We start from the raw sequence: 12,963 nt of genomic DNA, 5'->3' as shown, positions 1-12,963 counted from the left end.
CCCCCCACCAACGATGCTCATCCAATCTTGCAATGAGAACGCACCAAACAAAGCAAAAGCCCGACCAGAAACATACGCGGATAAAGAACTTATCTTTTCTTGCATATTTCCCCCATAAAAAAACACCCCGAAAGGTGCCAGTAAACGTCATAAATTGCAGGTATAAAAAAACCCCGCCGGATGGGCGAGGTTCTTCAATGTGGTAATTATGCTTTATAATAAGATTTAGTCAAGGAAGTCAGATGCTTTTTCAGTCAATTCATCAATGAAAAATTTAAAACTTTCATCTTTTCTAGATAACTCTTCAATTCTAGTATCACCACCTTTCTTAAAAAATGGCATTGTAAGTTCATCATAAGCCTCATATATCTTATGCATTTTAAAAGTTTTCCCTTCCCTTTCAAGGTATAGCCCTAATTTTTCTCTATCTCCATGATGAATCCGCTGTATAATCTCAACCAGCCTTGATTCGCCATTATTAATCATTTTATTCAATTTAGGGTCATTATTATAATGCTTAAATATCCATGTTTCTAAACAGTGTACAGATATCGCAAAGATGATTTTATCTTTATTGTTTTCAAAAAAATCATCTTCTCCTGAATCAATTTGAGAAATTAGCTTATCTTTAACTTTAAGTACAATTTCAGAAACGTCATTTAAAGTGATGCCACCTTCATCAACTAAAGGGATATCGAACCCCTTCATATGACAAACATCAGTATCAATCTGAATAACTACATACTGATTCATTAAAAATGAATCTCGAAATTTATAACTTGATAAATAAGTTAAAACTCGCTCCCATCCACCTTCACCATTAGATTCGGAGGCTCCTCCAGGTTGAAGTTTATTGATAACATCAGAGATATCATCATCAAAAAAACCACATAATATATTCTCAATCGTGATTTGATCGGTTGGTCCTTCACATACTAATCCAAAACTCATCTAAAAACCTTTAGGTATCCCACCAATATAACCGCGAATCATGGCCTCTGAAAGCATTAAGTATTCTTCATTTTTTGTATCGAATTTTTTAGCTATATTATGCGTAGTTGGCATTTGACTAGACTTAAACTCACGAACAGAGGTTTGTCCTCTTTTCTTTCTAGAGACAACAAATAATTTTTGTTGCTCATCAAATAAGTTTATACCATCCAAAATTGCTGGGTTATGCGTAGTTAAGAATACTTGTTTATCATACTTCTCAGCTAATTCCACAATATAGGTCATTAGTTTGGTACAAAGTTTAGGATTTAGCGCTGCATCTATATTATCAATTGCAAATATTCTAGGTGTTACTTTAGAGACCAATAATGCCATATAAAATAACATATATAGAAAACCTTCATTTGCACTTCGTTGAGTAAATGACATTGGTAGGTATCGGTCTTTAATAAACAATTCATCTTCAATCAACTCTGGTTCATTATCTAAATCCATAGACTCGTACCAACCGATTAATTTTAAACCTTTCTCAATATCACGCATAGCATCTGGTTGTTCTTTATGAATTTGTCTTAATAGCTTAAATAATCCTTGTCCTTGTATACCTATTGGGCGCAAAGCCCCTTCTTCTTTTAAGTTTCTTAACTGCTTGTTTTCTGGTGAGTAAATTGCAAAATTATTTAATGGTTCCATCCCTTCAGTTACTGTCGATTCTAATTCTTTAATTAACTCTTCTGCATCATCTATTTCTTTAAGAAATTCTTCATTTTTTAAATGTTCTACACTTGCTTTTAATTCCGAATTATCAGAATTAAGAATTTTTGAGAACTCATCTCTAGATAATAGTTTATTAAAAGCTTTAATCCTTGCTTTTATAGAATAATAATCCTTAGAACTTACTGACTCATCTGGAGAACTATTTACTATCGTGTCTTTAACTATTTTCCACTCTGAAAAAAATTCATTTTTATTTTCAAAAATATAATTCCTCGCAGTAGAACCTTCATCATTTAAAAATAGTTTAATCTCAATAGGGTTATCAACTGACTCATCATTGAAGCAAGATCTCATAAATTCAGGAGATGTAATTCGAATACCTCGATTTTCCAAAAATTCACTTTCTAAACGATCATTTTCTGCAGCAACAGCAAATGCAAGGGCTTCCAATACTGTACTTTTACCTGAGCCATTTTCTCCAATAAAAGTATTTATTCTTCCAAATTTCAGGTTTAATTTTTCTGCTGATTTGAAATTCTTTATCTCAATAGCTTTTATCATGAACAAATATACTCCAATTTTCATATAATGCCGTCATAACACGCTACAACCATGACGAACAAAGCAGTTCTTTAATTCTAAACGTAGCACTTGATGAACTGAGAACCCCAAGTGTGAAATAATTTTTCCTTGCTAACGCTCACCAATATGTGTGCATTGCACTACTCCTGCTGCATCAAAGATTAATGCCCAGTGTAATAAATCATAAAGATATTTTGTAAAATAACGCCTGCATAACACGTTTACAACTATGCAAAACAACCTGAATCTTAACGCCTTAAACACTGAAATGAAAGACAAACCTACAACGCCGAGTGTAGAAAATCGTGTTGATACATTTGTTATAGATTTAGGAATGCTTTTGTTTCATAAAAATGTGATTTACAACATTACCCACCCTATAAATAACCTTATTTTTAGAGTAGTCATTAAAGTGAATGTTAGTACTGAGATAACTCATATGCTCTTTCTGTTGCTACTTTTCCGACTTCTAACAAAGTTTTTACTGAGAATAACCTCGGTTCTTTGAGCAACTTAGGGATCTCGGTTAATCCAAACACACAACAATCATTCGGAACAACTTGTGAACTCACAAATACCCCACTCTCCATAACCATGAGCAATCGAACACTGTTAGACCTTAATTCTTCCAAACTATCTTTTGGTGAACTTTGAAGTTGCTTATCCCTTTTAAATCAAACTTTACGACTACACGTTCAATATTCATTTGTTGTTCTTCCAAACCAAGAGCTCTGCTAACTTTCACCTCTGATAATTCTCTAATGCCTTGCGATTGTGTGATAGATCTCTGATAATCAATGTATTGCTTATCATTGGACATCACTTATGCCACAAAACAATGCACCTAGTTTCTTCTTTTTTGATTATGAAACATGGGGAACTAGCCCTTCTCTTGATCGACCGTGCCAATTTGCTGGTGTCCGCACTGATGAAGATTTCAATATTATCGGTGAGCCTTTAGTTATTTACTGCCGTCCTCCAGTTGATTACCTTCCCTCACCTGAAGCGTGTTTGATTACGGGTATTACGCCACAAACCGCCGTTAATAAAGGACTTTCTGAGCCAGAATTTATTGCCAAAATTCATCATGAATTATCACAGCCTAATACTTGTTCTTTAGGTTATAACAACATTCGTTTTGATGATGAGGTTTCTCGCTACACGCTCTATCGTAACTTCTTTGAACCTTATGGTTGGAGCTGGCAAAACGGCAACTCTCGTTGGGATCTATTAGATGTAATGCGTGCGGTTTATGCACTTCGCCCTGAAGGCATTAATTGGCCTAAAGATGAAGAAGGAAGACCAAGTTTTAAACTTGAAAAGCTCTCTGTTGAAAATGGCATTGAACACGCCAATGCCCACGATGCCATGGCCGATGTTATCGCGACCATCGAGTTAGCTAAAAAAGTAAAACAAGCACAGCCAAAAATGTTTAACTATTTGCTTTCTATGCGTAACAAGAAGAAAGCAGCGACATTAATCGACATAGTTGAAATGACACCACTTATGCATGTTTCAGGCATGTTTGGTGTAGATAGAGGTAACATCAGTTGGATAGTGCCTGTGGCTTGGCATCCAACCAATAATAATGCCGTTATTACTATTGATTTGGCTTTAGACCCAAGTGTTTTTCTTGAGTTGAATGTTGAAGAACTGCATCAGCGTATGTACACCAAACGTTCTGAGCTTGGTCCTGATGAGCTTCCAGTTCCTGTTAAATTAGTGCATTTGAATAAGTGCCCTGTTCTTGCCCCTGCAAAAACATTAACTGCTGAAAATGCCGCTAATTTGAATGTGGATCGCGAAGCGTGTTTACGTAATCTTAAAGTAATACGTGAAAACCCTGAGATCAGACAAAAACTGATTGAGCTGTACAGCATTGAGCCAAACTACGAGAAATCAACCAATGTGGATACGCTTCTTTACGATGGTTTCTTCTCACATGCTGATAAAGCAACCATTGATATTATTCGTCAATCAACGCCTGAACAGTTAATTGACTTTGAACCAAACGTGACAGATCCACGTATCAAACCACTGTTATTCCGATACCGTGCACGTAACTTCCCGCACACATTAAACGAAGCTGAGCAATTAAGATGGCACGCTCACCTTCAAGACTATTTTCAAACTCACTTGCCAGATTATGAAGCGAGTTTTGAAAATCTATACCTTGAGTCCGAAGGTAATGACAAAAAAGTGGCTATTTTAAAAGCCGTGTATAACTACGTACAACAATTAATATCATGATTAAATATCTTTATTCTTTCGCTTGGATCTTCGCCTCGTTGTTTGCTGGTAACGGCATTCAATCTTGGTTGAACATATCTGTTCCGGGAAGCATTATTGGAATGCTTATTTTATTCACCGCTATGGTTATCGGTATTTGCAAACCAGATTGGACAGCAACAGGTTGCCAATTTTTTATGCGCAATATGCTGATCTTGTTTATTCCTATTTCGGTAGGTTTAATGACCCATTTTGATTTACTACTTAACAATGCAGTTCCAATTATTGTGAGTACGGCTGGTGGTTCATTATTAGTATTGGTTTGCTTAGCACTCTTTATCGACAAAATTGATAGAGGTAACAGCTAATGTGGGTCATTCTTACACTTATCGTTTTTTACTCTGCTCGTTGGTTTGCAAAACGTTTCCCTCACCCAGTGAATAACCCGTTATTGCTGAGTGTGTGTATTGTTATTCCTATCTTGATGGTTCTGCATGTACCTTACGAAACCTATTATGCTGATAATGCTTTCCTAAGTTACTTGTTACAACCTGCCGTGGTTGCACTTGCTTATCCTTTGTATGAGCAATTACCTCATATTCGAGCGAACTGGAAAATCATCTTGCTTGCATGTAGCGTGGGTTCGTTGTTCTCAATGATCTCTGGTGCGTTCCTTGCGGTTTGGATGGGAGCCGATATGCAACTGGTTGCGAGTATTTTACCAAAATCAGTGACGACGCCTATTGCTATGGCTATTTCAAGTCAGCTTGAAGGTGAAGCGGCAATCGCAGCAATCTTAGTACTTCTGGCTGGTTTGATGGGGGCAATTTTTGCTTACCCAATTTATAACATGTTGGGTATTAAGAGCTCACTTGCTCGTGGTCTAACAATGGGTAATGTTTCTCACGCATTGGGGACAGCTCAAGCAGCTGAAGAGAATCCACAAGATGCAGCATTCAGTTCATTAGCCCTAGTTATTTGTGGGATCATCACCTCTCTCGTTGCGCCGATTATCTACTCCTTCATGGTAATGATGAAATAATCGCGCTCAAAACAGCACCAATATGGTGTGACTTCTCTCTCATTGATGTAATTTATGTAACTTTACATCAATGAGTGTGATTTTGATCTATGTTTCCAGCTCAATTGTCACTAAAATGATCCTATAAGAACTTAAAAGGATCACCCTACTCATGACAAGACTACAACAACGCTTAGAAGAAGCCCTAGCGAACTTACCTGAAGCCCTGCGTACTTCATTAACACCGATTATTAATACTGAATTTAAAGGTGTAATTAGCAAGGAACAATTTCAATCACTGCAAGCTGACAGCCAGTTAAGCGATAAAGAATTACGCTTAGCATTATTACCTCTTGCTGCTGCTTTCTCTGTTGCTCCTATTTCCAATTTTTATGTCGGTGCGATTGCTCGTGGTTTGACTGGTAACCTTTATTTTGGCGCAAACATGGAATACAACGATGTTCAACTTGGCCAAACTATTCACGCTGAACAGTCGGCAATTAGCCATGCGTGGATCCAAGGTGAAACGGGTATTTCTGATATTACGATTAACTTCAGCCCTTGTGGTCACTGTCGTCAATTTATGAATGAGCTAACAACCGCTGATTCTTTAATGGTTCAACTTCCTGAGCGTAATGAAAAATCTCTGCAAGAATATTTACCTGAGTCTTTTGGTCCTAAAGATTTAGGCATTGAAGGCGGATTACTTGCTCCTCTTTCGCACAACTTAGCGTTAGAAACTGAGTCTCCACTATTACGTAAAGCATTAGAAGCGGCAAACCGCAGTCATGCGCCTTACTCACATAACTTAAGTGGTATTGCGCTTGAGATGGAAAGTGGTGAAGTGTATTACGGCATGTATGCTGAAAATGCGGCATTTAACCCAAGCTTACCACCACTGCAAGTGGCGCTGGTTCATGCAAATATGTCTCGTGAAGACATCTTAACGGTTAAATCAGCTGCGCTAGTTGAAGATCACAAAGGCGCAATTAGCCATCTTGCGATTACACAAAGTACATTAGAAGCACTAAATCCGGATGTAACTTTAGAGTACGCTTCTTTATAAGAAGTAGAAATTATTCTATAAATAGATGACTTAAAAGGAGGCTTTGTTGGCCTCCTTTTTATTTGATTAACATCTTTAATGTCTATTGATTACCCTGCCAACGAATAGCCACATCAATCAATTGTCTATCCATTCCTTTTTGCCCAACTAATGAAATGCCCCAAGGAGAATCATTTACAGTAAACCAAGGTAAATGCAGCTGAGGTAAATCCGCCAAGCTTGCCAACGAGGTGTATTTTAAGATTTGAGCATTCAATTTATATAATTGCTCATCCGTTGCCGTTGTAGGCGGTGCAATATTGGCGGTTGTTGGCATAAGTAGCAGTGTTTTTTCATCTAAGATGGATTCTAAAACAGAGATCACTAGCTCTCTTTGCTCTAAAGCGATCCTTTCATCTTTATATTTTAAAGACGCAAGCCACTTCATCTGCATCTTTATTTCATTACCTACTGCCGCTTTGTTCTTTTCATACCACAGTTCTAAATTACGCAAACCTCGTGTTGCTGAAAGTACTTTGAAGCTCTCTGCCGCCTTAGTGGTGATAATTTTACTGATCGATTTGCTGCGTACCACTTCATAAGGAGAAGATTTAATTAATGTCTCTAACTTTGTTTTGGCTTCTTCTGGAATATCAATAAATAGACTATCAAGCACAACAATACGTTCCACCGTCACTAATGGAGACATAGGCGTAAGCACGGTTGCCACTTTTCGTATATCCGATAAATTTTTTGCCACCCACCCCAATGAAGTATCTTCTTTTGCAATACAATCGATACCTTGCATGTTTACTGCACTGGCTGATGCTTTAAAACCATATAAACCAGCATATAAAGCAGGAACACGAATACCACCACCAAAATCAATGCCTAGACCAATGTCTGCGTCGCCATTAACCACTGCTGCAACTGCACCACTCGATGAACCGCCAATAAAGCGCCCTTCGCTGTTTTTATTTGGTATTGGTGCGTAGTGTGGATTGTGTCCATGTAGCCCAAACCCAAATTCATCCATTTGAGTTTTACCGACGAATATAGCGCCTTTTTTTAATATAAGATCAACAGCTGGAGCGTTCTCTCTCGCTTTTTTTTGCTCTAATAGCCACGTTGGATTACCTTGGCCATTTGGCGTATTTTTTATATCAATGCAATCACTTACGACAAATTTTTTATTTTCTAAAAGGCCATAAAACGCCCATTGTTGCGACTCAACTTGATGAGTGACATACATGGTTTGATTATCCATAATTCAACGTACTGCTTAATTTAAAAAATGCAGCATACCAGTCACATAAATGAATACAATTTTACTTATTCTCATTATCAAGAAAACTATCAGTTACGTGATCTAGTTTACATTTTAAATTCCATTTAGTTTATGAAGAATAAATAGCAAACGTTTGCGTATTTAATTAATTTTAGTATGATAGCGCCATCTTTCTTTATTACATGAGAATTTCATATGTTTGGTACCGCTCTGTCTTCTTCTGCAACAAAAGTATTACTGCTTGGCTCTGGTGAACTAGGTAAAGAAGTGGCTATTGAATGTCAGCGTCTAGGTTTTGAAGTGATTGCTGTTGATCGCTACCTTAATGCTCCGGCAATGCAAGTTGCTCATCGCAGCTACGCAATTGATATGCTTGATGCCAACGCCTTAGAAGAAGTCATTAATAAAGAACAACCTGATTTTGTGGTTCCTGAGATTGAAGCGATTGCAACGGATAAGTTAGTTGAACTAGAGAAACAAGGCCTTAATGTTGTTCCAACGGCTAACGCAACAAAATTAACCATGAACCGTGAAGGTATTCGCCGTTTAGCAGCAGAAGAATTACAACTGCCGACCTCCCCTTATCGCTTTGTTGATAGCTATGAAGAACTTGTTGAAGCCGTGAAATTTGTCGGTATGCCTTGCGTTATTAAACCGGTAATGAGCTCTTCTGGTAAAGGTCAAAGCGTTATCAAAACAGAAGCGGACATTCGTACTTCTTGGGATTATGCACAAGATGGTGGCCGTTCTGGTGCAGGACGTGTCATTGTTGAAGGCTTTGTTGATTTTGATTATGAGATTTCATTATTAACGGTTCGTGCTGTTGATGGTGTTCATTTCTGTGCGCCAATTGGTCATCGACAAGAAGATGGTGATTACCGTGAATCATGGCAACCGCAAGTGATGACTGAGGCTGCATTAAAACAAGCACAAAATGCAGCAGAGAAAGTGGTAAACGCGCTTGGTGGCTATGGTTTATTTGGTGTAGAACTTTTCATTAAAGGCGATAACATTTACTTTAATGAAGTTTCCCCTCGCCCACACGATACGGGTCTTGTGACACTTATTTCTCAAGAAATGTCTGAATTTGCCCTTCATGTTCGTGCATTTACTGGAATGCCAATTAATCAAATTACGCAATACGGTCCTTCGGCATCGTCAGTAATTTTAGGCCAAGGCACTTCAACTAATATTCGTTTTGATGGCTTAACAGAAGCGCTTTCGCAACCTCAAACTCAGATCAAATTATTTGGTAAACCAGAGATTGATGGACGTCGACGTTTAGGAGTTGCGATTACACGTCGTGATAATTTAGAAACCGCTATTGAGGATGCAGTAACGGCTTCAAATAAAGTTCAAGTAATCTATTAAGTTACAAATATGTATAACAGAATGGTTTCAAATACCGTTCTGTTGTACTTTTTTAACCTTCTTATTCTTTTTTTACTGCTAAATCCATTTAATTTGCTTTTTTCGTTACCTAACCGTTGCAAACTTACAGGATTAACAGGTATAAATAAGCTAACTCTTTTATTTTACTTACACCATGGATGATGACTATGTTTGAAAAAATCGCTGCCGCTCCTGCTGACCCTATTCTTGGCTTAACAGATGAATTTAAAAATGACCCTCGTGCTGAAAAAATCAACCTTGGTGTTGGTATTTACAAAAACGAAGCAGGCCAAACTCCAGTTTTAACTACGGTTAAAAAAGCAGAAGCAGTATTGCTTGATACAGAAAAAACAAAGTCATACCTAACCATTCAAGGTACAGCAGAATATGGCCTTGCAGTACAAAAATTACTGTTCGGCTCTGATGCACAAGTTATTGCTGAAAAACGCGCACAAACAGCCCAAGCTCCAGGTGGCACTGGTGCTCTACGTGTTGCTGGTGAATTCATTAAGCGTCAACTTGGCGATGTGAAAATTTGGATCAGTAACCCTACATGGGCAAACCACATTGGTGTGTTTACTGCTGCTGGTATTGAAACAGCGCAATACACTTACTACAACGCAGAAACGAAATCTAAAGACTTCGCTGCAATGCTAACGGATTTACAACAAGCGGAAGCTGGTGATGTAGTTCTTCTACACGGTTGTTGTCATAACCCTACTGGTATCGATCCAACTGCTGATGAGTGGGAAGAACTAGCTAAGTTATGTGCAAATAAAGGTCTACTGCCATTATTTGACTTTGCATACCAAGGTTTTGCAAAAGGTGTTGAAGAAGATGCGGCTGGTTTACGTACTTTTGCTCAATACTGCCCAGAGCTACTTGTAGCAAGTTCATTCTCTAAGAACTTCGGTTTATATAACGAGCGTGTTGGTGCATTTACTCTTGTTGCTAAAGACGCAACGGTTGCTGCCGATGCTTTCTCTCAAGTTAAAGCTATCATCCGTTCTATTTACTCTAACCCACCAGCTCACGGTGCTGCTGTTGTTACGCATATTCTTAATGACGATGCGCTACGTGCAGAATGGGAACAAGAAGTCGCTGAGATGCGTGACCGTATTCAAGAGATGCGTACTCTGTTTGTAACGACATTAAAAGAACAAGGTGTGGATGCAGACTTTAGCTTTATTGAACGTCAAAACGGTATGTTCTCTTTCTCTGGCCTTTCTAAAGAGCAAGTAAATCGCTTGAAAGATGAATTCGCAATTTACATTGTTGGCTCTGGCCGTATCAGTGTTGCTGGTATGACAAAAGACAACATGCTTCCTCTATGTAAAGGTATTGCTGCGGTTCTTTAAGAATAAAAAGTAATCGTAAGACATAGAAAAGGCGCTTTAGTTAGCGCCTTTTTTTATGGCAGTTTTACACTTTCTTAGCCTGAATAACAATGTTTCTTGGGGTATCTTCTTTTAAACAAAACTCCCCGATACGAACGTTATAGCCAGCCTCTTCTAATAATAAGACACGATCCAAACATAACCATACTTCCAATGGACGTTTAAATACTTGTTGCACTAAATCGCACTTTTCCATCACCACAAACGCATCTTTCCCTTTGTTTAACCAGTGAGAGAAATCAACATCATCTCGTAATTGCAGTTTTTTATGCTCACTCGCCCATCGGCAAAAAGCGTCAAAACCATCACTTAATAATGATTTTTTAATACTTGGTACAGGGACATAATTATCATTGCCAGTAACAAACTGCTGCAAGGCATTAAACCCTAATCGATATTGCATTTCCTGCTCTCGATGATGTTGTGTGCGTTTGCCTGCGGTTACTGTCTCTTGCAGTGGCAATCGCAAATCTTCTTTAGATAAACGGATCTGCGCTTGTTTTGATAATGCAGACAGTCCTTCATAAACCGATGACTGAGTTAAATGAAAGCAACAAGGAGATAAAGTAACGGCATCTATCGACTTATCGATGCCTTTTTGAATTAAACTTACGTGAAGATCACCACACGCATGCAAGGCGATTGCATGTTGGTTAGCTTTGATCAGTTCCAATGCGCTTTTTGCTAATGCATCACCTTGAATAAACGTCATGTCTAAATGGTGCTTGTCCGCATATTCTTGACCACTATGACACAACGTATCTTGCCACTCTAATGTGGTTACAGGTTTTCCTGATGCCACATTAAGTACCCGACCTAAATATCCTTTACCACCACACCACTCTAGCCACTGATCTTTAGGTTGTGAATATTGAATACCCAAAGCACTTAGATTGGTAATTTGTTGCCACTTACGACCGTTAATTCCTGAATCCAATCCCTTTGGCATCACTAATGGAGCCGCTTGTAGTTGCTCAAGCTGACTTAATGCATAAAGATCATTAACTTCTGGAATAAAAACTGACAATGCTTGCGTTAGTTTTTCAGGGACTCGCTTTAATTCCTGCACTTCAGCCAGAGTTAATCCATCAAGCCAATGGCTTAAATTTTCATGCGTGGTGCGCCATGGGTAATCTGAACTATGAAAAGCAGAAAATTGCCAAAAAAAGACCGTCTGCGATAACAAACGGTCTATATTTAAAAACTGCTGAGAATGCATTATATGCCCCTGAAAATAATATCAGGGCGATCTTAACGGACAGGAAGGTTTATGTCTTTAAACATCTCTTCAATTTCGTGATTATTTTTCAGCATCGTTGCTTGTTCAACAATTGGACGAGTTAAATGCGGTGCAAAGCGTTCCATAAAATCAAACATGTAGCTTTTTAAGAATGAGCCACGCTTAAAGCCAATGGTTGTGGTACTCGCATCAAAAATATGGCTTGCATCAATAGCAACAAGATCAGAGTCTCGCTCTTCATCCATTGCCATACTCGCAATCACACCAACACCAATACCTAAACGAACGTAAGTTTTAATGACATCGGCATCGGTTGCCGTAAAGACGATTTTAGGTTTTAGACCCGCTTTATTAAAGGCACTATCCAATGCTGAACGTCCCGTAAAGCCAAATACATAAGTAACTAATTCAAAGGCTGCAAGATCTTCAATCGTCACTTGCTGTAATTGTGCTAATGGGTGGTCTTTTGTGACAACAATAGAACGATTCCAATGATAACAAGGAAGCATGATCGCATCTTGGTATAAATGAAGCGCTTCGGTTGCTATAGCAAAATCAGCCGTACCTTTGGCTATTGCATCGGACATCTGGCTTGGTGTGCCTTGATGCATATGCAACGACACCGCAGGGTATCGATTCTTAAAGCCTTTAATTACGTCCGGTAACGCATAACGAGCTTGAGTATGCGTAGTAGTTATATTTAAAGTTCCTTTTTCTGGGTGCGTATGTTCACCAGCAACCGATTTAATGCTCTCAACTCGAGATAAAATTTCACGTGATATTTTAACGATCTCTTCACCTGATGGGGTAACTCTTGTTAAATGTTTACCACTTCGCTCAAAGATTTGAACACCAAGTTCATCTTCTAATAATCGGACTTGTTTACTAATACCTGGTTGTGACGTATATAGCGACTCAGCAGTCGATGATACATTTAAACTGTGGTTCACAACTTCAACAATGTATTTTAATTGCTGTAATTTCATTTTATGATTTCCTGTAATCCTTTACATTAAATTCTACTTATACGATACAGTTATATACCTATTCCTACCTATTTTCAAAGTGTTATGTTTATTAATTATATTTCGAACATATTAC

General features: G+C 38.2%; 13 protein-coding genes. 6 read left to right on the top strand and 7 right to left on the bottom strand.

The features are described 5' to 3' along the window. Positions 1-225 precede the first annotated feature (225 nt). The 4 genes from GNP81_RS05355 to GNP81_RS05340 form a co-directional block, all read right to left on the bottom strand. Positions 226-951: a hypothetical protein gene (locus GNP81_RS05355; protein ID WP_155674518.1), complete on the bottom strand. Its 726-nt coding sequence runs from the start codon at positions 949-951 to the stop codon at positions 226-228. Then, a complete protein-coding gene (locus tag GNP81_RS05350) occupies positions 952-2,229 on the bottom strand; it encodes an AAA family ATPase (protein WP_196587424.1) in 1,278 nt (425 codons plus the stop codon). Between the two features lie 440 nt (positions 2,230-2,669). Continuing rightward, the gene (locus GNP81_RS05345; RefSeq protein WP_155674520.1) at positions 2,670-2,822 is read right to left on the bottom strand and encodes a hypothetical protein; all 153 of its coding nucleotides are present in this window, start codon (positions 2,820-2,822) and stop codon (positions 2,670-2,672) included. Positions 2,823-2,869: 47 nt separating this feature from the next. Continuing rightward, the gene (locus GNP81_RS05340) at positions 2,870-3,070 is read right to left on the bottom strand and encodes a hypothetical protein (RefSeq protein ID WP_155674521.1); all 201 of its coding nucleotides are present in this window, start codon (positions 3,068-3,070) and stop codon (positions 2,870-2,872) included. 5 nt (positions 3,071-3,075) lie between these two features. On the opposite strand from GNP81_RS05340, the gene sbcB reads away from it, so the two are divergent. From sbcB to cdd, 4 genes are all read left to right on the top strand, one after another. Continuing rightward, positions 3,076-4,500 (top strand): exodeoxyribonuclease I, encoded by a 1,425-nt coding sequence (sbcB, locus tag GNP81_RS05335; RefSeq protein WP_063654255.1) that lies wholly within the window; start codon positions 3,076-3,078, stop codon positions 4,498-4,500. Continuing rightward, positions 4,497-4,847: a CidA/LrgA family protein gene (locus GNP81_RS05330; RefSeq protein WP_155674522.1), complete on the top strand. Its 351-nt coding sequence runs from the start codon at positions 4,497-4,499 to the stop codon at positions 4,845-4,847. Before sbcB ends, GNP81_RS05330 begins: the two co-directional genes overlap by 4 nt. Then, positions 4,847-5,521, top strand: coding sequence for a CidB/LrgB family autolysis modulator (locus tag GNP81_RS05325; protein ID WP_011262069.1), 675 nt, complete (start codon positions 4,847-4,849; stop codon positions 5,519-5,521). Before GNP81_RS05330 ends, GNP81_RS05325 begins: the two co-directional genes overlap by 1 nt. 151 nt (positions 5,522-5,672) lie before the next feature. Further along, positions 5,673-6,566 (top strand): cytidine deaminase, encoded by an 894-nt coding sequence (gene cdd, locus GNP81_RS05320; RefSeq protein ID WP_063645356.1) that lies wholly within the window; start codon positions 5,673-5,675, stop codon positions 6,564-6,566. A gap of 82 nt (positions 6,567-6,648) precedes the next feature. On the opposite strand, the gene GNP81_RS05315 is transcribed toward cdd, so the two are convergent. Then, positions 6,649-7,812 carry an amidase family protein gene (locus tag GNP81_RS05315; RefSeq protein WP_155674523.1) on the bottom strand — a complete coding sequence of 388 codons (1,164 nt, stop codon included), beginning with the start codon at positions 7,810-7,812 and terminating at the stop codon, positions 6,649-6,651. 216 nt (positions 7,813-8,028) lie between these two features. Between GNP81_RS05315 and purT the strand changes: the two genes are divergently transcribed. Together purT and GNP81_RS05305 are read left to right on the top strand one after the other, a co-directional pair. Beyond that, positions 8,029-9,204: a formate-dependent phosphoribosylglycinamide formyltransferase gene (purT, locus tag GNP81_RS05310; protein ID WP_155674524.1), complete on the top strand. Its 1,176-nt coding sequence runs from the start codon at positions 8,029-8,031 to the stop codon at positions 9,202-9,204. A gap of 188 nt (positions 9,205-9,392) precedes the next feature. Continuing rightward, complete coding sequence (locus GNP81_RS05305) at positions 9,393-10,583, top strand: amino acid aminotransferase (RefSeq protein WP_155674525.1); 1,191 nt, start codon at positions 9,393-9,395, stop codon at positions 10,581-10,583. Between the two features lie 64 nt (positions 10,584-10,647). Here the strand turns inward: GNP81_RS05305 and GNP81_RS05300 are convergent, their stop codons facing one another. After that, entirely contained in the window at positions 10,648-11,841 is a 1,194-nt protein-coding gene (locus GNP81_RS05300) for a methyltransferase (RefSeq protein WP_155674526.1), read from the bottom strand. 32 nt (positions 11,842-11,873) lie between these two features. After that, the gene (gene cysB, locus GNP81_RS05295; RefSeq protein ID WP_005419628.1) at positions 11,874-12,848 is read right to left on the bottom strand and encodes an HTH-type transcriptional regulator CysB; all 975 of its coding nucleotides are present in this window, start codon (positions 12,846-12,848) and stop codon (positions 11,874-11,876) included. Between the last annotated feature and the right edge of the window lie 115 nt (positions 12,849-12,963).

It is taken from the genome of Aliivibrio fischeri (assembly GCF_009727955.1).
GTDB lineage: Bacteria > Pseudomonadota > Gammaproteobacteria > Enterobacterales > Vibrionaceae > Aliivibrio > Aliivibrio fischeri_A.
Note: the sequence above shows the minus strand (reverse complement) of the source record. Positions and strands in the feature narration are given on the sequence as shown.

Coding starts and splice junctions, on each gene's coding strand:
- GNP81_RS05340 (WP_155674521.1), bottom strand. CDS start 3,070: ATGTCCAATGATAAGCAATACATTGATTATCAGAGATCTATCACACAA.
- cdd (WP_063645356.1), top strand. CDS start 5,673: ATGACAAGACTACAACAACGCTTAGAAGAAGCCCTAGCGAACTTACCT.
- sbcB (WP_063654255.1), top strand. CDS start 3,076: ATGCCACAAAACAATGCACCTAGTTTCTTCTTTTTTGATTATGAAACA.
- GNP81_RS05305 (WP_155674525.1), top strand. CDS start 9,393: ATGTTTGAAAAAATCGCTGCCGCTCCTGCTGACCCTATTCTTGGCTTA.
- GNP81_RS05315 (WP_155674523.1), bottom strand. CDS start 7,812: ATGGATAATCAAACCATGTATGTCACTCATCAAGTTGAGTCGCAACAA.
- GNP81_RS05330 (WP_155674522.1), top strand. CDS start 4,497: ATGATTAAATATCTTTATTCTTTCGCTTGGATCTTCGCCTCGTTGTTT.
- cysB (WP_005419628.1), bottom strand. CDS start 12,848: ATGAAATTACAGCAATTAAAATACATTGTTGAAGTTGTGAACCACAGT.
- purT (WP_155674524.1), top strand. CDS start 8,029: ATGTTTGGTACCGCTCTGTCTTCTTCTGCAACAAAAGTATTACTGCTT.
- GNP81_RS05300 (WP_155674526.1), bottom strand. CDS start 11,841: ATGCATTCTCAGCAGTTTTTAAATATAGACCGTTTGTTATCGCAGACG.
- GNP81_RS05350 (WP_196587424.1), bottom strand. CDS start 2,229: ATGATAAAAGCTATTGAGATAAAGAATTTCAAATCAGCAGAAAAATTA.
- GNP81_RS05325 (WP_011262069.1), top strand. CDS start 4,847: ATGTGGGTCATTCTTACACTTATCGTTTTTTACTCTGCTCGTTGGTTT.
- GNP81_RS05355 (WP_155674518.1), bottom strand. CDS start 951: ATGAGTTTTGGATTAGTATGTGAAGGACCAACCGATCAAATCACGATT.